The sequence below is a fragment of the Pseudomonas spirodelae genome (assembly GCF_034653255.1).
Lineage (GTDB): Bacteria > Pseudomonadota > Gammaproteobacteria > Pseudomonadales > Pseudomonadaceae > Aquipseudomonas > Aquipseudomonas spirodelae.
Map to the genome: position 1 here is coordinate 60,002 of NZ_JAYEET010000048.1, position 20,717 is coordinate 80,718.

Annotated in this window: 21 protein-coding genes; 11 read left to right on the forward strand and 10 right to left on the reverse strand. The window is 61.3% G+C overall.

Translation table 11 applies throughout. From position 1 onward, the window contains the following. Positions 1-20: 20 nt before the first annotated feature. The 7 genes from SOP97_RS15995 to SOP97_RS16025 form a co-directional block, all read right to left on the reverse strand. Complete coding sequence (locus SOP97_RS15995) at positions 21-575, reverse strand: cysteine hydrolase family protein (RefSeq protein ID WP_322950098.1); 555 nt, start codon at positions 573-575, stop codon at positions 21-23. 89 nt (positions 576-664) lie between these two features. After that, positions 665-1,330 carry a response regulator transcription factor gene (locus SOP97_RS16000; RefSeq protein ID WP_274086634.1) on the reverse strand — a complete coding sequence of 222 codons (666 nt, stop codon included), beginning with the start codon at positions 1,328-1,330 and terminating at the stop codon, positions 665-667. 54 nt (positions 1,331-1,384) lie between these two features. Next, complete coding sequence (locus SOP97_RS16005) at positions 1,385-1,939, reverse strand: PQQ-dependent catabolism-associated CXXCW motif protein (RefSeq protein WP_411912077.1); 555 nt, start codon at positions 1,937-1,939, stop codon at positions 1,385-1,387. 129 nt (positions 1,940-2,068) lie between these two features. Next, on the reverse strand, positions 2,069-2,863 hold the full coding sequence (locus SOP97_RS16010; RefSeq protein WP_322950103.1) for an ABC transporter permease: 795 nt from the start codon (positions 2,861-2,863) through the stop codon (positions 2,069-2,071). Between the two features lie 40 nt (positions 2,864-2,903). Next, a complete protein-coding gene (locus SOP97_RS16015) occupies positions 2,904-3,632 on the reverse strand; it encodes an ABC transporter ATP-binding protein (protein ID WP_322950105.1) in 729 nt (242 codons plus the stop codon). Further along, entirely contained in the window at positions 3,629-4,594 is a 966-nt protein-coding gene (locus SOP97_RS16020; protein WP_322950107.1) for a YVTN family beta-propeller repeat protein, read from the reverse strand. Before SOP97_RS16020 ends, SOP97_RS16015 begins: the two co-directional genes overlap by 4 nt. A 16-nt stretch (positions 4,595-4,610) precedes the next feature. Beyond that, positions 4,611-5,801 (reverse strand): ABC transporter substrate-binding protein, encoded by a 1,191-nt coding sequence (locus SOP97_RS16025; RefSeq protein ID WP_322950109.1) that lies wholly within the window; start codon positions 5,799-5,801, stop codon positions 4,611-4,613. A gap of 156 nt (positions 5,802-5,957) precedes the next feature. Between SOP97_RS16025 and SOP97_RS16030 the strand changes: the two genes are divergently transcribed. The 3 genes from SOP97_RS16030 to SOP97_RS16040 are packed head-to-tail and all read left to right on the forward strand — an operon-like array spanning position 5,958 to position 8,300. After that, on the forward strand, positions 5,958-6,395 hold the full coding sequence (locus SOP97_RS16030; protein WP_322950111.1) for a cupredoxin domain-containing protein: 438 nt from the start codon (positions 5,958-5,960) through the stop codon (positions 6,393-6,395). A 1-nt stretch (position 6,396) separates the two neighbouring features. Then, positions 6,397-7,653, forward strand: a complete 1,257-nt coding sequence (locus SOP97_RS16035; RefSeq protein WP_322950113.1) for a HAMP domain-containing sensor histidine kinase — start codon at positions 6,397-6,399, stop codon at positions 7,651-7,653. Beyond that, positions 7,650-8,300, forward strand: a complete 651-nt coding sequence (locus tag SOP97_RS16040) for a response regulator transcription factor (protein ID WP_322950115.1) — start codon at positions 7,650-7,652, stop codon at positions 8,298-8,300. The genes SOP97_RS16035 and SOP97_RS16040 overlap by 4 nt, the downstream gene beginning before the upstream one ends. Before the next feature lie 185 nt (positions 8,301-8,485). Here SOP97_RS16040 and SOP97_RS16045 read toward each other — a convergent pair whose 3' ends face one another. Both SOP97_RS16045 and exaA read right to left on the reverse strand, forming a co-directional pair. Then, on the reverse strand, positions 8,486-9,133 hold the full coding sequence (locus tag SOP97_RS16045) for a pentapeptide repeat-containing protein (protein ID WP_322950117.1): 648 nt from the start codon (positions 9,131-9,133) through the stop codon (positions 8,486-8,488). 116 nt (positions 9,134-9,249) lie between these two features. Then, positions 9,250-11,121, reverse strand: coding sequence for a quinoprotein ethanol dehydrogenase (exaA, locus tag SOP97_RS16050; RefSeq protein ID WP_322950118.1), 1,872 nt, complete (start codon positions 11,119-11,121; stop codon positions 9,250-9,252). 308 nt (positions 11,122-11,429) lie between these two features. On the opposite strand from exaA, the gene pedF reads away from it, so the two are divergent. From pedF to SOP97_RS16075, 5 genes are read left to right on the forward strand one after another with little or no spacing between them, the layout of a single operon-like run. Next, on the forward strand, positions 11,430-11,849 hold the full coding sequence (pedF, locus tag SOP97_RS16055; RefSeq protein WP_274086624.1) for a cytochrome c-550 PedF: 420 nt from the start codon (positions 11,430-11,432) through the stop codon (positions 11,847-11,849). Positions 11,850-11,854: 5 nt separating this feature from the next. Beyond that, on the forward strand, positions 11,855-12,751 hold the full coding sequence (locus SOP97_RS16060) for a substrate-binding periplasmic protein (protein WP_090252812.1): 897 nt from the start codon (positions 11,855-11,857) through the stop codon (positions 12,749-12,751). Positions 12,752-12,789: 38 nt separating this feature from the next. Beyond that, on the forward strand, positions 12,790-13,539 hold the full coding sequence (locus SOP97_RS16065; protein WP_090254090.1) for a quinoprotein dehydrogenase-associated SoxYZ-like carrier: 750 nt from the start codon (positions 12,790-12,792) through the stop codon (positions 13,537-13,539). Positions 13,540-13,557: 18 nt separating this feature from the next. Beyond that, positions 13,558-13,875 (forward strand): EthD family reductase, encoded by a 318-nt coding sequence (locus SOP97_RS16070; protein ID WP_090252814.1) that lies wholly within the window; start codon positions 13,558-13,560, stop codon positions 13,873-13,875. Positions 13,876-13,934: 59 nt separating this feature from the next. After that, positions 13,935-14,864 carry a quinoprotein relay system zinc metallohydrolase 1 gene (locus SOP97_RS16075; RefSeq protein ID WP_090252817.1) on the forward strand — a complete coding sequence of 310 codons (930 nt, stop codon included), beginning with the start codon at positions 13,935-13,937 and terminating at the stop codon, positions 14,862-14,864. Positions 14,865-15,073: 209 nt separating this feature from the next. Here SOP97_RS16075 and SOP97_RS16080 read toward each other — a convergent pair whose 3' ends face one another. Continuing rightward, positions 15,074-16,327 (reverse strand): ABC transporter substrate-binding protein, encoded by a 1,254-nt coding sequence (locus SOP97_RS16080; protein ID WP_322950122.1) that lies wholly within the window; start codon positions 16,325-16,327, stop codon positions 15,074-15,076. 314 nt (positions 16,328-16,641) lie between these two features. Here SOP97_RS16080 and SOP97_RS16085 point away from each other — a divergent pair, with 314 nt between their 5' ends. The 3 genes from SOP97_RS16085 (at position 16,642) to SOP97_RS16095 (ending at position 20,571) form a co-directional block, all read left to right on the forward strand. Beyond that, on the forward strand, positions 16,642-18,417 hold the full coding sequence (locus SOP97_RS16085) for a methanol/ethanol family PQQ-dependent dehydrogenase (protein WP_322950124.1): 1,776 nt from the start codon (positions 16,642-16,644) through the stop codon (positions 18,415-18,417). A gap of 145 nt (positions 18,418-18,562) precedes the next feature. Then, positions 18,563-19,843 (forward strand): NAD(P)/FAD-dependent oxidoreductase, encoded by a 1,281-nt coding sequence (locus tag SOP97_RS16090; protein WP_274086621.1) that lies wholly within the window; start codon positions 18,563-18,565, stop codon positions 19,841-19,843. Continuing rightward, complete coding sequence (locus SOP97_RS16095; protein ID WP_274086620.1) at positions 19,840-20,571, forward strand: thiosulfate oxidation carrier protein SoxY; 732 nt, start codon at positions 19,840-19,842, stop codon at positions 20,569-20,571. Before SOP97_RS16090 ends, SOP97_RS16095 begins: the two co-directional genes overlap by 4 nt. The last annotated feature ends 146 nt before the right edge of the window (positions 20,572-20,717 follow it).

The window sequence follows — 20,717 nt, forward strand, 5'->3', positions numbered from 1 at the left end:
CTGCGCTAAAGGGGGGGCCTTTACGACAGCTCGCTTAGCAGTGTTTCGGTGCTCACCACATTGGCATAGGCAAACGCCAGTGCGGCCATGTACGCCGCATGAACCTGGCTGGCGGGCACGCTCACCCCGTTGAACTCTAGGGCCAGGGTAGCGCAAGCGTCGTGCGCCACCGCGCAGCTGTAACCGAAATCGTGAGCGGCACGGGTTACCGCGTCGATGCACATATGGCTCATGGCGCCGCAAATAAGCACTTGGCTAACCCCGGCCTGATCCAGCACCTGTTTGAGCTCGGTATCGCGAAAGCTGTTGATCTGCTGCTTGATCAACACCGCTTCGCCAGGGCGCTCAGCGACCAGCGGATGCACCTCAGCACCCGACGAACCTGGGGCGAAAAAGGGCGCGTCGGTGTTGGCAAATACGTGGCGTACATGCACCACCGGAAAACCTTGGGCGCGAAATGCCTCAAGCAGGCGAGCGGCGTTGGCGGCTGCGGCTTCGGTGCCTTCGAGCTGCCACTTACCACCTTGGAAGTAGTCTTTTTGCAGGTCGACGATGATCAATGCTGTTTTAGACATGCGGTTAACCTTTTATTTGGGGAGGGTAGTGCGCGAGGAGGGTGCTAGCGGGCCCATCCGTGGGCGTACTGGCGCAATAGCTGCGGGGATTAGCGACGCAGGTAGGCCGCGAAATCAATGTCGCCAGCTGAAAGAATCGCCTGCACCCGGTTATGTACATTGAGCTTGCGCAAAATGGCCGAGACATGGGCTTTGACCGTGGTTTCGGCGATGTCCAGGCTGTAGGCGATCTGCTTGTTGGACTCGCCCTTGGTCATGCGTTCGAGTACCAGCAGTTGTTTGCGGGTCAGCGCTTGCAGCAATTCAGGCGGGAAGCTGTGGTGGTCGTGATGGCTGCGCTGCGAACCGCTTTTCTGGGCGCGGATGATGTCCGGCGGTAGATACACGTTGCCGTTAAGAATTTGCTGGATGGCATCAGTCATCTGCACCCGTGGCGATGACTTGGTAATAAAGCCGACCGCACCGTAGGTGATGGCCTGCAGGACGATCTGCTTGTCCTGCTCAGCGGAGACAATCACCACTGGAATAGTCGGCGCTTCGTTACGCAGGTTGATCAGGCCATTGAGGCCGTGCATGCCGGGCATGTTCAGATCGAGCAGGATCAGGTCGAGGTCATCGTGCTCCTGGGTCATTGCCAGGGCGCTGTCGAGGTCGGCGGTTTCCATGATGCTGCTGCCAGGGAAGCCGTCACTGATGACGTTATGGATGGCCTCGCGAAACAGCGGGTGGTCATCGGCAATTAAAATTTTGTACATGGCCTTATCACCTCGTTGTTTTGATTATGGTGGGGTTGAGCCGTAACACTGGGGTTAACGTAGCAAGGGCAAAGGTTGTGCGGGTATCAGGGGCAGGCCTGCTTGTTGCCAGGCATCAATGCCGTCACGGTACCAGTAGAGGTTGCGGTAACCCAGATGATGGGCGCGTTTAATTGCGTTCCAGCCCAGCCAACAATCAGAGCGGCAATAAAACACCAAGGGCCATGCCGTGTTGCCCTGGCTGGCTTGGCGTAGGTGTTCGCGCAAGTAGCGCTGCCACTGCGGCGTCAGCTGACCGTCGCCGGTGTTGGCCAGCCACAGGCTGTTTGGCAGGTTGGCGTGCAGCTCATCCTCGATGAACTGGCCATGCAGCCATTGCCGGCGGTAGACATCAATCAGGCGGGTTTGGGGTTGTTCACGCAGCAGCTGCTGCAGCGCCGCGGTATCCAGCGTGCGGGCATTGTCGTGGCTAATGGGTGTGGGGCTGCGGTAATGGCTTAGGCGGTAGCCTTCGGCTGAAAACAGCGGGGCTTCGGCCAGTGCAGCGCTGGTCAGCAACAAACTAGCCATCAGTATCAGGAGCTTTGGCAGCGCCAGGCAGTGTTTCATCGCCTTAGTTCTCGGTTCTTTTTATCGTTCTATTACAGGGCAATGTTGCTGCTTTGGGAATTCTACGTTGGAGATGAAAACCAGTACCAAAGTACTAGAGCGCAGGCCTGCTGGCTGTGCTGGCGCCCCTTAGGCATTGCCCTTGCGCAGCGCCGCATGCTGCGGGTTGAAGGTCAGCACGGCGAGTACGGCGAACAGTAGCGTCAGGCCCAGACACAGAGCCAGCGCCAAAGGGCTGAAGCGTTGATAGAGGGCAAAACGCACCAGCTCCACCGCATGGGTAAATGGGTTGAGGGCGCACAACCAGTAGAGCCATTCATTGGCCTCACGCATCTTCCACAGCGGGTAGAGCGCTGAGGAGAGGAAGAACAACGGGAAGATGACGAAATTCATCACCCCGGCGAAGTTCTCCAACTGGCGAATGCCGTTGGACAGCAGCAAACCAAGCGCGCTGAGCATGAGTGCCACCAGCAGTAGCGCCGGCAGTGCGCTGAGCAATCCCCAAGCGGGCGGTTGCACGCCGTAGACCCAGGCAATGGCGAGAAAGGCATACACCTGCAGCAGCGAGATCAGGGCGATGGCCAGCAGCTTGGCGGCCAGCAAAAAGGCGCGTGGCAGTGGGCTGGTCAGCAGAATACGCATGCTGCCCATTTCACGGTCATAGACCATCGACAGCGAGCCCTGCATGCCGTTGAACAGCAAGATCATGCAGGCCAGCCCCGGCACGATGTAGGTCTCGTAAGTGATGTAAGTGTCGTACGGCGCGATGATGGCGATGCCCAGCGCGGCGCGAAAACCGGCGGCGAACACCAGCAGCCACAGCAGCGGCCGCACCAGGGCGCTGAAGAAGCGGCTGCGCTGCAGGACAAAGCGCAACCACTCGCGCTGAACGATGCCCTGCAGGCAATACCAATAGGCGCTCATGGGCGAGGCTCCAAGTGAAAGAAGGCCGTTGATAGGGCTGTCATGGATGATGCTCGCTCCCTGTGAGGCGGGCGAAGGTGGCGGCCAGGTTGGCGTCAGCGCGGCTGATTTGAGCAACGCCACCCTGGGCGACCAGACGGCTGCGATTGAGGATCAGCAGCTCATCGTGGTGCTCAACTTCATCGAGCAAATGGGTGGTCCACAGCACCGCGAGCGCATGCTCAGCGCACAGCTGGCGCACATGCTGGTTCAGCGCCAGGCGGCTGGCCGGGTCGAGACCAGCGCTGGCCTCATCGAGCAACAGCAGGCGTGGGCGATGCAGCAGGGCGCGGGCAATTTCCACGCGGCGACGGTGGCCACCATTCAGTGCACGCACTTTCTCATGGCGGCGTTCATCGAGTTGCTGGCGCGCCAGTTCCTCGTCGATGCGCGCCAGTGCCTCGCGCTTGCTTAAACCATGCAGGGCCGCGTGATAGGCGAGGTTCTGCTGCACCGACAGGTCCAGATCCAGGGTGCTTTGTTGAAACACCACACCCAGTTGCCGCAGCGCCTGGCGCGGGGCGCTGCGTAGGCTGTGGCCGAAGATGTGGATATCGCCCTGTTGCAGGTCGTAGAGCCGGGTGAGCAGGGCGATCAGGGTGGATTTACCTGCGCCATTCGGCCCCAGCAGCGCGCTAAAACTCCCCGCCGTAACGCTGAAACTAACGTTCTGCAGAGCGTGGCGCTGGCCGTAGGCAAAGCTCACGCCCTCTACCTGAAGTGCGCTCATGGGGTGACGACCACGCCCCAAGGGTAGCGGCCGACCTTGATCGATTTGCTGACCTTGAGCGAGTCGACATCAATCACCGAGACATCGCCGCTGACCCCGTTGGTGGTCAGCAATTGCTTCTGGTCGGGGGTAAAGGCCAAGTGCCAGACGCGGCGGCCAACCAACAGGTAATCGAGGATCTCGTAGCTCTTGGCGTCGAGCACCGCCACGTGGTTAGCCGGGCCGAGGGCGACAAAGGCGTACTTGCCGTCGTCACTCAGCTTTACCCCCACCGGTTGCACTTTGTCCGGGTGTACGCCCTTGATCTGGAAGGTCAGGACTTTTTCGATCTGCTTACTGGCCACATCAATCACGCTGACCGTGCCACCAATCTCGGCCGAGGCCCACAGGCGCTTGCCGTCCTTGTCGAACTCGACATGGCGGGGGCGCTGGTCGACCAGGGTGTTGTCCACCAGTTGCTGGGTACTGGTATCGATCCAGTGCAGCATATTGGTGGTTTCGCTGGTGTTCACTGCCCACTTGCCATCCGGGCTGACGGCCATGCCTTCGGGCTCAACGCCGACATCAATCTGCCCGAGCACCTCGTCGCTCTGGGTGTCGACCACCGTGACCAGGGCATCGTCCTCGTTGGAGATGTACAGCCAGCGGTCGTTGGGATGCAGGGCGAACTGCTCGGGGTCGGCGCCGGAGGGCAGTTCCTTGATGATTTTGCGCGTGGCCAGGTCCATCACTTGCACGCGGTCCGAGTCGCTGGCGCAGATGTACAGCAGCTTGTTGTCACTGGAGAGCAGCAAGCCGCGGGGGCGTTGCCCGACCTCCAGGGTGGCGGTGACCTGCAGGCTGTCGAGGTCGATCACGCTGATGCTGTCGTCTTTTTCGTTGGACACATAAGCCGTGGCCGCCAGGGCGCTGTGGCAACTGAGGCTAACGGCGATGGCGCAGGCAAGGCGAGTAAGACGCATGGGGTTGATCCTCTTGTTATAGGTTGGCAGCCAGATCGCAGCTCACTTCCGGGCGGTCGTAACCGAGGCTGTCGAGTTCAGTGTTGGGGTGTAGAAAGCCTTCTTGTGGCGAATTGCTGACCAGGGCGCGGGGCTGCACCAGGGGGATGGGTTGGCGCAGCTGGCCGTTCCAGCTGCGAAAGCTCAGCTTGCGACCCTTGAAACCGTCGAGTGGCAGTTGGTCACTCAGGGCCAGGCTGCGGATGGCCTGGGCGTCGTTTCGGCGCAGTTTGCTGACGGCGCTGGCGATGCTGCGTACGGCGATCCAGGCGGCGAAGTCACGGTCATTCATCCAGCGTTGCGCATGGGCCTCAAAGCGCTTCTGCAGTTGCGCAGCACCGTAGGTTTCCACCGTCTTGTGCCAAGCCGTCGAGGTCAGGCCCTGGGTACCAGCCACAGGGCGCGGGTACCAGGTCTGGTAGGGCAAGTATTCGCCGAAGTCACCGCGTTCATCGGCCACCAAGACCACGTCGTATTCCGCCGTTTGGGTGAACAGCGGCATCTCGGCCTGGGCGCTGCGGCGCTGGTCGTTATCAAAACTCCAGGCTTTTTCCGCGACGATGCGCAAGCCAAAGCGTTTGGCCGCGCGTTTGAGTGCTGCGGCATAGGCTTGATCGTCCGCAGTCGGGCCGCTGATCAGCAGGCCACGCGTCCATTTGCGTACAACCAAAAACTGCGCCAAGGCATCGGCGAGCATGGCGCGGCTGGGCAGGGTGTGCAGCACATTACTCAGGCACTGGCTTTGCCGCAGGCTGTCGTCGGCGCTGCCTGCGTTAAGCAGCAAGCTGTCGGGCAGCGCCTGGCTGAGCTGGCGCAGGGTGGCGGCAGGGGCGTTGACCACAAACAGGCGCACACCTTGTGTATGCAACTCGCTCGCGGCGGCCAGCAGGCTGTCACTGTCGCTGCGCTCGGCCACGTCCAGCTGGTAGCGGTGCTTGAGAAAACGCCCGGTGCTGTTGCTGTCGATAATCGCCAGCTCAGCGCCACGGCGCCCGGCATCCTCGGGTTCGGGAATCACGTTAGACAGCAGCGGGCCGGTCTCGGGGGTGTAGCCCAGGTAGGCGATGCGGATCTCTAGCTCAGCCGTACCTGGGTTAGCCAGACACGGCGTGGCCAGGCTGCACAGGGCAATGGCGCAGAGCATGAGGGATTGGCTGATCCGGCGCATGGGCAACTCCTGAATAGGTGCTGCCAGCATAGGAACAGCCGGGCGTGCGGGAAATATGCCCAAAGTACCACTACGCCTGTACCAAGGTAGTAAGTCAGTTGCTGCGCCCGGGTTTTACGATGGGGTTATTAACTAAAACAACAAAAGGTATCCGTCATGACCACGCTCAAAACCCTGACGCTGGGGCTTATTGTGTTAAGCGGCCTGATCGGCTTCGACAACATCTACGCCGCTGGCGACCTGACTCGACGTTCACAGGCGCTCCCGGATCTAGTGCTGGGTAACGAGGCCAGCGACTACAGCATGTCGCAAATGGAATACCAGTTGGAAACGGGCAAAGCCTACCAACTGAAGATCATCGCCAGCGGGCAGAAGGAATACGCTTTTCAGGCCCCCGAGTTCGCCACCTCAATCTTCCTGCGCAAGGTCGAAGCCGGCGGTGTGGAGATCAAGGCCATCACCCTGACTGAGCTTGAGTTTGAAGATGCCGGCGAGGCGGAGATCTTCTTCGTGCCAATCAAACCGGGCAAATTCCGCTTCTATGCCAAGGGCCTAGAAGGCAAGGGTATGCTGGGTCATTTCGTGGTCAAGTAAGGTGTCCGTTCTATGGCGCACTTACCTGCTGGTGACGCTTTTTTTCGCCCTGGTCACCGTGCTCGGCCTGGCCCTACTAGTGCGCCAAGCCAGCGAGGATGTGCAGCGCGAGGTGCAGGCCGCCGAAGCGGTGGTCGAGTATCTGTACGAAGCCGCGCAACGCGACCCCGCCAGCCTGCAAAATGGCCTGGCCGATAATTTGCGTCATGTACGGCTGCAGTGGTTGCCGCTAGCGACTGACCCGGCGGCGCAGTCATTTGAGCAGTGGTTGGGGCAGCATCTGTTTGCGTTGCAACCCACGCCACGTGTGGCCATGTTGGCGGACGGTCGACAATTGCAGATCAGCGTCGATCCCAGCGATGAGATCGACGAAGTCTGGGATTCGTTGTTGCAGTTGCTGCTGCTCTGCCTGCTGGCGCTGCTGATCAGCCTGGTGGCGATTCGCTGGGCCGTACACCGTGGCCTGCGCGTGCTGGATGAACTATTGGCGGGCCTGCAGCAGGTGACCCAGGGCCAGCTGGATGCCCGCTTGCCAGCGCGCAGTTTGCCCGAGGCGCGGCAACTGGCCGGCTATTTCAATGCCATGGCCACCACCTTGCAGCAGGTCCAGGCTGATAACACCGAGTTGACCCAGGCCCTGATGGCCCTGCAAGAGCGTGAGCGCGCGCGCCTGGGACAGACTCTGCATGACGATCTTGGCCAGTACCTCAGTGGTATTCGTGCGCAAGCCTGTTTGTTGCAGGCCGTGGCGCAACAACCCGAGCAGGTACTGGTGACCGCGCAGCAGCTGGATGCCAATTGCCAGCGCCTGCAAGAGGGCTTTCGCGCGTTAATTCGCGACCTGTATCCCGTGGTGCTGGAGCATTTACAACTGGATGAAGCGCTGCACTTACTCGCGAGCAACTGGCAGACGGCGCAGCGCGTGCAATGCCACGTAACCGTCAGCGGCACGCTGCCGAACCTGCCGTTGCCGACCAAGGCACACCTGTACCGCTTGGTGCAGGAAGCCCTGACCAATGTGGCCAAGCATGCCCAGGCCAGTGAAGTGCGCGTGCGCCTGCACTATCAGGGGCGGCGCTTGCGTTTGTTTATTCGGGACAATGGCCGTGGCGCGCAGTTGCCGCAGCGCCCTGGCATTGGCCTGCGTTCAATCCACGAGCGTGCGCGCAGCCTGGGCGCCGTGCTGCGCGTGCACAGTCGTCCTCAAGCCGGGTGGGCTTTGTGCTTGACCCTGGCACTGCCGGAGCAGGAAACATGAAAATACTGCTGGTCGATGATCACGCGGTTGTCCGCCAAGGCTATGCCAGCTTGCTGCGCGCCTTACTGCCGGACGTACAGGTGCGCGAGGCCTGCGATGGTGAGCAGGCGTTTCAGATGGTCCACGAGGAGATTCCCAACCTGGTCATCATGGATATCGGCCTGCCCGGCATCAGCGGCCTGGAAGTGACCCGACGCCTGCGTCAGCGCCTGCCGCAGTTGCGCGTGTTGTTTTTCAGCATGCACGACGAGTTACCTCTGGTGCGTCAGGCATTGGATGCCGGCGCGCTGGGTTACTTGACCAAAACCTCATCGCCAGAGGTGCTGGTCGAGGCCGTCAAACGTACCCTGGCCGGGCATGCGTACATCGAGCAAGGCCTGGCCACTCATCTGGCCTGTAACCCGATGGGCGAGGGCAGCAGCGACCCACGCCTGCGCGGCATGACCCAGCGTGAATTCGAGATTTTCGTGATGCTGGCCAAAGGCATGCCCAGCCGCCAGATCGCCGAGCACTTGTGCATCAGCAGCAAAACCGTGTCCAACTACCTGACCCTGCTCAAGAGCAAACTGCAGGTCAGCTCCCAGGCAGAGTTGGTGCACCTGGCGATTGATACCGGGGTTATTCGGCTGGGGCTGGAAAGCGCTTAAAGCTATTAGTTTGGATGCCTATAGCCCATGACTTTAAGCCGCCTCTCCAGGCTACTGACCATACAGCGGCGATCGACGGTCGTAGGGTGGACAACGCGAAGCTTGTCCACCTTTGCAAGCGGAAATTCCAAGCCTAATCAGCCTACTCGCAACAGGCCGATCTAATCCCTGCCTTGTATTACCCTTCAATCCCATCCCTTGGGGCATTCCACACAACCTTGCATATTGGCGCCCTGGAAGTTGCCGTAGTGGGTGCGCGTGCCGCTTAGGTCGGCGTCGGCGAGGTTGGAGCCTGAGAGTTTGACCTCTTGCAGGTTGGCGTCCTTGAGGTTGGCGCCCTTGAGGTCAGCCTTGCTTAGCCAGGTCATTTCCAGATTGGCCGCTTGCAGGTTGGCATTGTGCAGTTTGGCGGCAGACAGGCGGGCGAATTCCAGGTTGGCAGCGCGCATATCGGCTGCGTTGAATTTTGCCGCCTGGGCATACATGGCCCAGCCGTTGATGGCTACCAGGGTGCTGTTGCTGAAGTCGGCCAGGCGCAGCTGACTTTGTTGCAGGCTGGCACGGGTCAGGTCGGCACCTTGCAGTTGTGCTTTTTCCAGGTTGGCCAGATCCAGGCGGCTATGGCGTAAATCGGCACCACGCAGGTCGGCACCTTCCAGGTTCATACGGCGCATGTCCTGGTTGCTCAGGTTGGCACCTTGCAGGTTGGCTTTGGGGCATTGGCTGTCGGCTTCGATGCGGCAGCCGTTGACGGTGAGCACCTCATCGGCGTTGACCAGTTCGGTACCCAGCACCAGCAGTACGATGGGCAGAAGCAGAGGCAGGTAATTCATGGCGAGTCCTCGGGTAGGGTGCGCCGTGCGCACCACGGGGGCAACGCAGGTGGTTGCTTGGAAGCGCGAAAGTGGATGCGCATGACGCACCCTAGGGTGCGTCATGCGAGTTGCGATCAGCGTTGTGCGGTCTTGTTATCCCAGCTTGGCAGCTTGAATACCCAGAACGAGCCGCCTTGCGCGACCGGTTTGGTCAGCTCGGCCATGTCGCCGCCCCACAGCGGTACTGCTCCGCCGTAACCGGTGGTTACGCCGATGTACTGCTCGCCATCCTGTTCCCAGGTGATGGGCGGGGAGATGATTCCGGTGCCGGTCTGGAACTTCCACAGCTCCTTGCCGTTCTTCGCGTCGAAGGCCTTGAAGTAGCCGTCGCCAGTGCCGGTGAACACCAGATTGCCCTTGGTGGCCAGTACGCCGGCCCACAGTGGCAATTTTTCCTTGTGCTCCCAGACGACCTTGCCGGTGGTCGGGTTCATTGCCCGCAGGATGCCGACGTGGTCTTCGAACAGGCGTTTGATGCGGAAGCCCATGCCCAGGTAAGCGGAGCCCGCCTTGTAGTTGGCTTCCTCGGCCCAGTAGTCCTCTTTCCAGTGGTTGGCCGGCACGTAGAACAGGCCGGTGTCCTGGCTGTAGGCCATCGGGTTCCAGTTTTTGCCACCGAGGAAAGGCGGCGACACTTCTACCGATTTGCCTTTGGCTTCACCCGGCTCCGGTTTTGGTGGGCGTTGACCTTCGTTTTCCACCGGGCGACCGGTTTTCAGGTCGATATGGCTGGCCCAGGTGATCTTGTCGACGAAGGGGAAGGCGTTTTGCAGCTTGCCGTTGGCGCGGTCGACTACATAGAAGAAACCGTTGCGGTCGGCGTGGGCGGTAGCCTTGACGGTTTTACCGGCCTTGTCCTTGTAGTCGAACAGCACCAGTTCGTTGTTGCCGGAGAAGTCCCAGGCATCGTTCGGGGTGTGCTGGTAGAACCACTTCACTTCGCCGGTGGACGGGTCTACGCCAACCTGGCCTGAGGTGTAGAGGCTGTCGTAGTCCTTCGGATCGCCACCGTCGGCGGTACGCGCCCAGCCGTTCCAAGGGGCCGGGTTGCCGGCACCGATGATGATGGTGTTGGTTTCCGCATCGAAGCTGGCGCTCTGCCACGGTGCGCCACCGCCCTGGCTCCAGGCGGCCTTCTTGCCGGTTGGGTGGCTGGGATCATCCGGCCAGGAAGGGGCTTTGACGTCGCCGGTTGGCGTGCTGTCTTTGCCATTCAGGCGACCCATGTGGCCTTCGACAAATGGACGCATCCAGACTTCTTCACCGGTTTCCGGGTCGCGGGCGAACAGCTTGCCGACCACGCCGAACTCATCGCCAGAACTGCCGTGAATCAGCAGGGTCTTGCCCGATACCTTGTCCTTCACCAGGGTCGGCGCGCCGGTCATGGTGTAGCCCACTGCGTGGTCACCAAACTTCTTGTTCCACAGCACTTTTCCGGTGTCTTTATTCAAGGCAACGACACGGGCGTCTAGGGTGCCGAAGTAGACCTTGTCGCCATAAATTGCGACGCCGCGGTTGACCACGTCACAGCATGGACGAATGTTGTCCGGCAAGCGGTGGTTGTAGGTCCAGAGGCGCTTTCCAGTCTTCGCGTCGAGAGCAAAGACTCGTGAATAGGAACCGGTGACGTAGATCACGCCATCGTGCACCACACCTTGGGATTCCTGGCCGCGCTGCTTTTCATCACCGAAGGAGAACGACCAGGCGGGAGTCAGTTTGTACACGTTGTCGGCGTTCACTTGAGCCAGCGGACTCCAGCGCTGGGCGTTGGTGCCCATGCCGTACTGCAGCACATTATTGGTGCTCAAGTGGTCGTTGGCGATGTCGTCCCAAGTGACGTTTTTGGCCAGCGCACTGCCACTCAAGGCCAGGCCGCCGGCCAGTAATAGGCTGTGGATGGCGAGCGCCATGGGACGTGGCGAGCTGGGTAACGATCTTGTTGTCATGGTTGTGGTTTCCCATCGTGGTGGTGAAGGTTGCAGGTACTGCCCTGTTGGCGACCTGGCGAACCGATAGTGGAACCACGCGGATTACGCCGAAACGGAAAAACTCCCGGCTAGGCCGGGAAGAATGCCCAAACCGGACATGACTTAGCCTTGCTGCTAAAGCCACCTGTTACACGGCCACAAGCCCTACTACCAAGGGATTAGTCGCGGGCCACCAAAGCAGCATTCGGTGCGCGCGGCGCTGTTTCTAAGATGCTCACAAGCAAGCTCCATGAGCTGTTGTGCGTGCATTTGATGAGGCCTTGAACATGACAATTAAAAAGAACACCGGTTATGCATTTCTGCTGTTGGCCTTTTCCGCCAACCTCTGGGCCCATGGCGACGTGGTGCCCCAAGCCGTTAAGACCGAGGGGCTGGAGCCACTGGGCGAAGAGTGGCTGGATGAAAACCCCTACCGGGGTAATGCCCGGGCCATCGAAATCGGCTCTTCGGCGTACAACCAGAACTGCGCGGCGTGCCATGGCCTGGAAGCCAAATCCGGTGGCATTGCCCCGGACCTGCGCCTGCTCGAAGCCGGCATCAGCGGCGATGAGTGGTTCAAGGAGCGGGTGATCAATGGCGCCGTGCGTGATGGTCGGGTGTATATGCCGAAAATGGCCGACTACCTCAGCCAGGAAGCGCTGTGGGCCGTGCGCAGTTACCTGGAGAGCGTGGCCATCGAGGAGTAATCGGCATGGCTCGGCGACTGGTGTGGCTGGGGCTGTGGTGTTCTGCACTGCTGGCGGTCTGTACGCCGCTGCAGGCGCAGGTGCGCAGCTATGACTCGATTGTCGAGTCCGGTGTGCTCAAGGTGGCGCTGTATCAGGATTTCGCGCCTTACAGCTTTCAGCAGGACGGGAAATCCCGTGGCGTCGACTATGAGGTCGCCGAGGCTTTGGCCGCAGGTCTGGGGCTCAGGCTTGAAGTGATCTGGGCACCGCCGGGCGAGAAGCTCGATGATGACCTGCGTGATTACATCTGGCGCGGGCATTACCTGCGTCCGCACGAACTGGCCGATGTGATGCTGCGCGTTCCTTATGACCGCGAGTTTTCCTACAAGAGCAACGAGTTCGGCGAGCTGGTCAACGAACTGGTGGTGATGTTCGGCCCGTATCAGCGTGAGCGCTGGCAGGTGGCATTCGACCGCCGCCGGCTGGACGCGGTGCCCAGTGTGGCGGTGTTTCAGCGCCACCCCATTGGTGTCGAGGTGGAAAGCGTGCCGTCCTTTTATCTGTCATCGGTGAAAGACGGCATGCTCAGCCAGCAGACCCATCACTACAGCAATGTTCAGCAAGCGTTCGCGGCGATGAAAGCCGGTGAAGTGGATGCGGTGATGGCGCTGCGCGGCGAGGTCGACTGGCAGCTCAAACTGGCGGCTGACGAGCAACTGGCGCTGGCCGAGAACGCTTACCCGGACATGGGCAAGCAGGTCTGGGACATCGGCATGGCGGTGCATGAAAGCAATCGGCAATTGGCCTATGCCCTGGAAGAAAAGCTCGAAGAGCTGATTCTCGCCGGGGAGCTCAAGCGTATCTATGGCCACTACGGTCTGCGTTATGAGTTGCCGGGGTTGTACCAGGAGGTTGAGTAGGGCTGCAGGTCAACGGCACCGGGAGGTGTGGGATGGAACTGGATTGGCGTTCATTTCTACTGCTGGCGCTGTTTGCCGTGCCCTGGGACAGCTGGGGCAGCCAGCGCGACCCGGTCACATCGGTGATGTGGGACTACTACCACGAGCGTCTGCTGGGCGGCGAAGCCTTTGTTTTCGATGAGCGGGTCAAGCTCAGCGCGCCGCCGTTTGCCGAGGACGCGCGGCAGGTGCCGATTCAGATCGACGCCAGTGCCTTCGACGGTCAGGTGGTGCGCATGCTGGCCTGGGCCGAACTCAATCCGATTCCACAGATCTTCGATTTCCAGCCGGGTGAGCAGGTGCTGCCACGGCTGGCCATCCGCATTCGGGTCGAGCAGGCCACGCCGCTGCGGGTGGCGGTACTGACCCGTGACGGGCTCTGGCATGTCGGTTCGACGCAAATCGATGCTGCCGGTGGCGGCTGCACAGCCCCCAGTGTGGTGCGCGCCCAGGCCGGTTGGGAGGAGCATCTGGGTGAAGTGCTCGGCAAGCGCTTTGTCCTGGCTGATGCCAACCGCCTTCGCGTGCAGGTGGCGCACCCCATGGACAACGGCCTGGTCGGCGGTATTCCGGAATTTTTTCTCAACCAGGCGCAGTTGCGTGATCGCAGCGGCAACACCCTGGCCAGCCTCGAACTGTTTCCCGCCGTCAGCGAAAACCCGACCATCAGCCTGGATGTAAAGGGCAACGTCGAGACCGAGCTATGGTTGCGTGACAACAACGGCAATGAATTCAAAGCCGAACTCTGAAAGCCACAAGGACCTGCCATGATCAAAGTCAGCGTGCTGTACCCCAATACTCCCGGTGTGCGTTTCGACATGACCTATTACTGCGAGCAGCATATGGCGATCGTGCGCGAATGCCTGGGCAGCGCGTGCCAAGGCATTGCCGTGGACGCTGGCCTGGCCAGCGCCACGCCCGGTGAGGCCGCGCCCTATATCGCCATGGGGCATCTGTATTTCGACAGCGTGGCGGTGTTCGAGCAGAGCTTTGCCCCGCACGCGGCACGGATCATGGGCGATCTGCCGAACTTTACCGACAGCCAGCCGCTGGTGCAGATCAGCGAGGTCCGCCTCGCGCCCTAAATGGCGGTTCTGCCCTGGGCAGCCCAGCACGGCGCTGCCCGTCTTATCGCGAGGTGCTTATGCGCTGGATACTCATACTGGCGGCGCTGGCCAGCGCCTGCGTGCACGCCAATCCGCTCGCCTACGACCTACAGCCCCGGCAGATTGCCGATGGCGTGTGGCTGTTTGAAGGCAGCACGGACAACTTCTCCCAGGCCAATGGCGGCAATATCGTCAACACCGGGTTTATCGTCACCGATAAAGGCGTTGTGGTGATCGACAGCGGGCCGTCGCGGCGTTACGGCGAGGTGATGCGCCAAGCGATTGCCCGCGTCACTGACAAGCCGCTGCTCAAGGTCATGCTGACCCATCATCATCCCGACCATGTGCTGGGCAATCAGGCCTTCAGCGATGTGCCGATTGCCGCCTTGCCCGGCACCACCGCGTTGCTGGTAGAGCAGGGCGATACCATGGCGGAGAACATGTACCGCCTGGTGGGCGACTGGATGCGCGGCACCGAAGTGCTGCTGCCCACTGAGAGCCTTGAGCCGGGAATGCTTGAGGTAGGCGGGCGGACGCTGCAACTGCTGGCCCTGAGCGGCCACACCGGGGCTGATCTGGCGATTCTCGATGTGCAGAGCGGCGTGCTGTTTGCCGGTGATCTGGTGTTTTATCAACGTGCCCTGACCACACCCGGCACACCGAGCCTGGCCACCTGGCTGGCGGATCTCGACCAGCTGCAGCACCTGCCCTGGAAGCAGATCGTGCCCGGCCATGGCCCGCTGGCCAGCGATGCTGCGCCCTTTGCCCAGATGCGTGATTACCTCGGCTGGCTGGACGGCGTCATGCGCAGCGGTGCCGAGCAGGGCGCGGAAATGAATGAACTGATCCGCACCGCCATCCCGGAACGCTTTGCCGGCGTAAACCTCAGCCGTTATGAGCTGATCCGCAGCGTCAGTCATCTCTACCCGCGTTATGAGCAGGCCGCGATGCAGCGGGTGGATCGCTAAGAAAAACTGCGATACCCAGATGCGGTGGCTCTGTACCACGAGTGTGGTACGTCTGTATTTATCGACACAGACGTGAGGTGCTCTTGCTTCGTAGGGTGCGCCGTGCGCACAAGTCATTACTCGTCTAATTGGGGGTATGTCCGCGCAGACGTTGAATCCCGGTGCGCGCAGCGCACCCTACGGGTTGTCCCTGGCAACACATGATTGGCTTAGCGCAGCTGCAATTCCTCGCCGCGCTCCTGCTGCCACTCATCCTGGCTCGGCGCGGCCTGGTCGCCGTCCATATGGTGGATGATGTCGAAGTAGTGCTGCTTGAACGGGTCGAGCATCACGTCGTCACGCTTGCGTACCCGTACCGCATAGATGCTCTGCACGTTCTGATGGTCGAAGGCGCGCCACTGCTGCTGCCCCTTGAGCAACTGGTAACTGTGGTCTTCCAGGGTGCTGATCAGCCGTTCGCTGTCCAGGCTTTGCGTGCGCTGCACGGCATCGGCCCATTGCTTGACGATGGAGTAGGCGGAGGCGCTGGTGCTGCCGGGGTACTCCTGATAATCGCTGATATAGCGCTCAACGAATTGCTGGCCCTGGGCGATGTTGTCCTGGCTGGGCAGGTTCCAGGTCCAGGCTTCGGTGCCGATCACGCCCTCCATCACCAGCGGCCCGGCCTGCTGCACCACGCTCTTGGTCAGGTTGGGCACGATGATCTGCGTACGTTGCTTGAGGCCCATGTTGTGCACCATGCGCATGCTGCGCTGCAGGTTCTCGCCGAGCAGCACCAGCACGAGGATATCCGCCTCGCTGCGGGCCGCTTTATTGAGCGCCGCCAGGTACTGCTCACGGCGCACCAGACCACTGGGTAGCGCAGTACGGCCATGGCGTGCGCGGTCGGTGCTGTTGGTGGCCAGGCGCAGGGCGTTTTCCATGCTGCGGCCCCAGGCGTCATCGACAATGATGTAGTGGTAGCGCTGGCGTGGCATATGCCAGGACAGGTATTCGCCGAGCACCCGTGCACTCATCCAGGCGCTGTTGGACTCCCGGAACAGATAGCGATGGCCGGCCAGGCCGGTCACTTCATTGGCATAGCTCAGGGTGGCGAAGTACAGCAGGCCGCGCTCGCGGGCGCGTCGCCCGGCGGCTATCGCCTCTTCACTGGTGGCGCCGCCAAACACCATGCGTGCGTCCTGGTTGGCGAAGTAATCGACATTGCTGACGGCCTTGTCGGCCTGCGAGCTGGTGTTCTTGCTGAGCAGCTCCAGCGGTTTGCCGAGCACGCCACCTGCTTGGTTGATTTCGTCCACGGCCAGCAGTGCACCACGGCGCAGCTCGAGACCTTCATCCTTGTAATTGCCGGTACGTGGGTAGTTGAGGCCGATCTTGATGGGCTCGGCCTGGGCAAGGTTGCCCAGGTCTACCAGCAGCAGGCAGCTCAACAACAGGTGGCTGAGTGGGGTGGTGCGGCCCATATGGCTTGCTCCTTAGCGTGGGGGAGTAGCTTTCTAACGGCTGGGCCGGGGGCTGGGTATGCTCTTTTCAGGGGGCTGGGCTAGCACTTAAGTCGGCCAGGCCATGTGCCGGTACGGTGTGGGTGCACATCCGGGCGGGAAAATTGCCTGCGTGGCAGGTGCGTCAGGCAGCGATAAAACGGGCGGTATTGCTACCAAGGGAGTAGCTAAATCGGTACTGCGTTCAATTGTTGGGGGAGGCTGGGCAGCCAAGAATCTGTGGCAGATCGGGAAAAATTCCCGGTGATAACAATGAACCCGCAGAGGTAGCCGCAATGAAACACTCCGGTTTTCGCCAATCCTTCGTTCTCAGTGCCTTGTGTAGCGCAATGCTCGTGGCCGCCGCTCCAGCCTGGGCGGTGACTGATCAGGAAATCCTTAACGATGTGAACACCACCGATGAGATCGTCACCAATGGTATGGGCCTGCAGGGTCAGCGCTACAGCACGTTGACGACCCTGAACACGGATAACATCAAGGACCTGCGTCCGGTCTGGACCCTGTCCTTCGGTGGCGAAAAACAACGCGGCCAGCAAGCCCAGCCGATGATCAAGGACGGCGTGATGTACGTGACCGCCTCCTACTCGCGGGTATATGCCGTGGACGCCCGCACCGGCAAAGAACTGTGGCAGTACGATGCGCGCCTGCCGGATGACATTCGCCCATGCTGCGACGTGATCAACCGCGGGGTGGCGCTGTATGGCGACTTGGTGATTTTCGGCACCCTCGACGCCAAGTTGGTGGCCCTGAATAAGGACACCGGTAAGGTGGTCTGGCGCAAGAACGTGGCGGATCACAAGGCCGGTTACTCAATCACTGCTGCGCCGCTGGTGGTCAATGGCAAGCTGATTACCGGGGTTTCCGGTGGCGAGTTTGGTGTGGTCGGCAAGATCGAAGCCTACGACCCGAAGAATGGTGAGCTGCTGTGGAGCCGACCAACTGTTGAAGGCCACATGGGCTATGTCTACAAAGACGGCAAGGCCATTGAGAACGGCATCAGCGGTGGCGAGGCCGGTAAAACCTGGCCGGGCGATCTGTGGAAAACCGGCGGTGCCGCACCGTGGTTGGGCGGCTACTACGACCCGGAAACCAACCTGCTGCTGTTCGGTACCGGTAACCCGGCGCCGTGGAACTCGCACCTGCGCCCTGGCGATAACCTCTATTCCTCCTCGCGTCTGGCCCTGAATCCGGATGATGGCACCATCACCTGGCACTTCCAGACCACCCCGCATGACGGCTGGGACTTTGACGGGGTCAACGAACTGATCTCCTTCAACTACGAGGAAGGCGGTAAGACCATCAAAGCCGCCGCCACCGCTGACCGTAACGGCTTCTTCTACGTACTCGACCGCACCAACGGCAAGTTCATTCGTGGCTTCCCGTTTGTCGACAAGATCACCTGGGCTAAAGGCCTGGATAAGAACGGCCGGCCGATCTACGACGACAGCAACCGTCCAGGCTCGCCGAATGCGGCGAAGAAGGGCACCAGCGTGTTCTCTGCGCCGGCCTTCCTTGGCGCGAAAAACTGGATGCCCATGGCCTACAGCCAGGACACCGGCCTGTTCTATGTGCCATCCAACGAGTGGGGCATGGACATCTGGAACGAAGACATCGCCTACAAAAAAGGCGCGGCCTACCTGGGGGCTGGTTTCACCATCAGGCCACTGAACGAGGAATACATCGGTGTGCTGCGCGCCATCGACCCGAAAACCGGCAAGGAAGTCTGGCGGCAGAAGAACTACGCGCCGCTGTGGGGTGGGGTAATGACCACTAAGGGCAACCTGGTGTTCACCGGTAACCCGGAAGGTTTCCTGCAGGCCTTTAACGCCAAGACCGGCGAGAAAGTCTGGGAATTCCAAACTGGCTCCGGCGTACTCGGCTCGCCGGTTACCTGGGAAATGGACGGCGAGCAGTATGTCTCGGTGCTCTCCGGCTGGGGTGGCGCGGTACCGTTGTGGGGCGGCGAAGTGGCCAAACGGGTGAAGAACTACAACCAGGGCGGCATGCTCTGGACCTTCAAACTGCCCAAGGAGCTGGTCGCCAAGCGTTAATTAGCCTGTAGCGTATGAGATGGCCGGTCTAGACCGGCCATCTGCGTTTTAGGCGTTAGTACTAAGGATTCTCGACTAAAGCGGCATGGCCGAATGCACGGCCATGCCTCAGCGTGGCGCTCTATCGCCTGGCTATGGGGGACGTATGCAGGATCTTACCCGTCGTCAAATGCTCGCCGGCCTGGCCGCAATGCCTTGGTTGTTACCCAGTGGGTTAAATGCCAGCGTGAGTCGCGCGCGGGTCTTGGTAGTCGGTGGTGGTTTTGCCGGTGCCACTGCCGCGCGTTACCTCAAACGCCAGGCACCGGCGCTTGAAGTGGTGCTTATTGAGCCCAAGTCGGCGTTCTATACCTGCCCCTTCAGCAACAATGTGCTGGCGGGTATGGCTGAGCTCGATAGCCTGCGCCAGGATTACCGCGCCTTGCAGCGCCAGCAGGTGCTGCACGTGCGTGAGCGTGCGCGGGAAATTGACCTGCAGGCCCGCCAAGTGGTGCTGCAAGACGGCCAGCGTTTGCGCTACGACCGGGTGTTTCTGGCGCCCGGCATCGACATGGATTGGCAGGCCATTGAAGGCTACGACCGTAACGCCTCGATGCACCTTCCGCATGCCTGGCAGGCCGGTGCGCAGACCAGTCTGTTGCGCAGGCAGTTGCAGGCCATGAACGACGGCGGCCTGGTGATTATCAGCGTGCCGGACAACCCCTATCGTTGCCCGCCGGGCCCCTACGAGCGCGCGAGCCTGATTGCCCATTACCTGAGCCAGGCCAAGCCACGCAGCAAGCTGCTGATTCTCGACAGCAAGGACAGCTTCTCCAAGCAGGCGCTGTTTCAACAGGGCTGGCAGACGCTCTACGGTGAGCGTATCGAATGGGTCGGCCGGGCCGGCGATGGTCGTGTGGTGCGTGCCGATGCCATACGCCGCGAGTTGGTTTGCGAGTTTGGCCAGCGGCATCGCGCCGCCGTGATCAACCTGATCCCACCACAGAAGGCGGCCGAGGTGGCCCAGCGTAGTGGCCTGGTGGACGCCAGCGGCTGGGTGCCGATTCGCCCGGCGACGTTTCAGGCCCGTGAGGCCAGCGACATCTACGTGGCCGGGGACGCCTGTATCGCTGCACCGATGCCCAAGTCAGCCTACAGCGCCAATGCCCAAGCCAAGGTTGCGGTGGCGGCGTTACTCGCTGATTTGGCTGGACAGGCGCCGCCGCCAGCGGTGTGGCGTAACACCTGCTACAGCTTGCTGGCACCGGGTCAGGCGGTGTCGATTGCCGCGGATTACGGCGTGCAGGCGCAACGTCTGGTCGAGTTACCAGGCAGTCTGGCGCTCAGCCCGTTGCAGGCGCCTCTCGGTCTGCGCGCTCAGGAGGCGGCGCTGGCCGAGGCCTGGTATCAAAGCATCTGTGCCGATGCCTGGGGGCAGTTGCTATGAGCCTGCGCGCAGTGCTGTTGATGCTGATGCTGGCGGGGCCGGCTGCGGCGCAACCCTGGGGGCAGGCCCAGGAAGCGGTGGAGCAGTGGTTGCAGGGTGCTCAAGCGCAGACACAGGGACTGACTGTCGAGGTGCCAAGCTGGGTCGAGGACGGTGCGTTCGTTGCCGTCGACCTGACCCTGCACGGTGCTCAGCCGCCGTTATCCCTCAGCCTGTTGCGCAGCGGCGAGGAGGACCCTCGCATTGCTACGGTGCAGCTGCAGGCCTGGGAAGCGCCGCTGCGCCTGTCGACCCGCGTGCGCTTACCGCGCAGCCAGCAGCTGATTGTGTTGGCACGTGACGGCCGCGGACGGATTTGGCAGGCCGCGCAGTCAGTCGAGGTGCTGGCCAGCAGCTGCCTGTCACCCAGCCTGGGCAATAGCGCCGCCACGCTGGGCCAGTTGCAGGGCTGGCTGGAGGCGGGCGAGCACGGCCTGGAGTTGCGCAGCTTATTGCGTCATCCGATGGAAACCGGGCGGCGTCCCGGCGCGGACGGTCAGCTGCTGGCGCGGCACTTGCCGACACGCTTTGAAATCAATGGAACGCACGGCAACTTGCTGCGCGTCGAACCTTTTGAGGGTTTGGCGGCCAACCCTTACTGGCGGTTGTGGCTGCCGACTGGACATACGCCACTGCTGCTACGCTGGGTGGACGCCGATGGCCGCGAGTTCCGTCGGCAGTTGCCCTGACGTGTGCGAGTACGAGGCTCTGGGTCGCGGTTTGCGGCTCTACTACCAAATGACGAGAGGTTTTGTGCCATGGGCGCATACCGGTCGAGCAAGGCGCTTCCTAAGATCGAACCATGACCTGCTCCACGTCCCAGGGGGCAGGCTCC

Coding starts and splice junctions, on each gene's coding strand:
- SOP97_RS15995 (WP_322950098.1), bottom strand. CDS start 575: ATGTCTAAAACAGCATTGATCATCGTCGACCTGCAAAAAGACTACTTC.
- SOP97_RS16000 (WP_274086634.1), bottom strand. CDS start 1,330: ATGTACAAAATTTTAATTGCCGATGACCACCCGCTGTTTCGCGAGGCC.
- SOP97_RS16005 (WP_411912077.1), bottom strand. CDS start 1,939: ATGAAACACTGCCTGGCGCTGCCAAAGCTCCTGATACTGATGGCTAGT.
- SOP97_RS16010 (WP_322950103.1), bottom strand. CDS start 2,863: ATGAGCGCCTATTGGTATTGCCTGCAGGGCATCGTTCAGCGCGAGTGG.
- SOP97_RS16015 (WP_322950105.1), bottom strand. CDS start 3,632: ATGAGCGCACTTCAGGTAGAGGGCGTGAGCTTTGCCTACGGCCAGCGC.
- SOP97_RS16020 (WP_322950107.1), bottom strand. CDS start 4,594: ATGCGTCTTACTCGCCTTGCCTGCGCCATCGCCGTTAGCCTCAGTTGC.
- SOP97_RS16025 (WP_322950109.1), bottom strand. CDS start 5,801: ATGCGCCGGATCAGCCAATCCCTCATGCTCTGCGCCATTGCCCTGTGC.
- SOP97_RS16030 (WP_322950111.1), top strand. CDS start 5,958: ATGACCACGCTCAAAACCCTGACGCTGGGGCTTATTGTGTTAAGCGGC.
- SOP97_RS16040 (WP_322950115.1), top strand. CDS start 7,650: ATGAAAATACTGCTGGTCGATGATCACGCGGTTGTCCGCCAAGGCTAT.
- SOP97_RS16045 (WP_322950117.1), bottom strand. CDS start 9,133: ATGAATTACCTGCCTCTGCTTCTGCCCATCGTACTGCTGGTGCTGGGT.
- exaA (WP_322950118.1), bottom strand. CDS start 11,121: ATGACAACAAGATCGTTACCCAGCTCGCCACGTCCCATGGCGCTCGCC.
- pedF (WP_274086624.1), top strand. CDS start 11,430: ATGACAATTAAAAAGAACACCGGTTATGCATTTCTGCTGTTGGCCTTT.
- SOP97_RS16060 (WP_090252812.1), top strand. CDS start 11,855: ATGGCTCGGCGACTGGTGTGGCTGGGGCTGTGGTGTTCTGCACTGCTG.
- SOP97_RS16070 (WP_090252814.1), top strand. CDS start 13,558: ATGATCAAAGTCAGCGTGCTGTACCCCAATACTCCCGGTGTGCGTTTC.
- SOP97_RS16075 (WP_090252817.1), top strand. CDS start 13,935: ATGCGCTGGATACTCATACTGGCGGCGCTGGCCAGCGCCTGCGTGCAC.
- SOP97_RS16080 (WP_322950122.1), bottom strand. CDS start 16,327: ATGGGCCGCACCACCCCACTCAGCCACCTGTTGTTGAGCTGCCTGCTG.
- SOP97_RS16085 (WP_322950124.1), top strand. CDS start 16,642: ATGAAACACTCCGGTTTTCGCCAATCCTTCGTTCTCAGTGCCTTGTGT.
- SOP97_RS16090 (WP_274086621.1), top strand. CDS start 18,563: ATGCAGGATCTTACCCGTCGTCAAATGCTCGCCGGCCTGGCCGCAATG.
- SOP97_RS16095 (WP_274086620.1), top strand. CDS start 19,840: ATGAGCCTGCGCGCAGTGCTGTTGATGCTGATGCTGGCGGGGCCGGCT.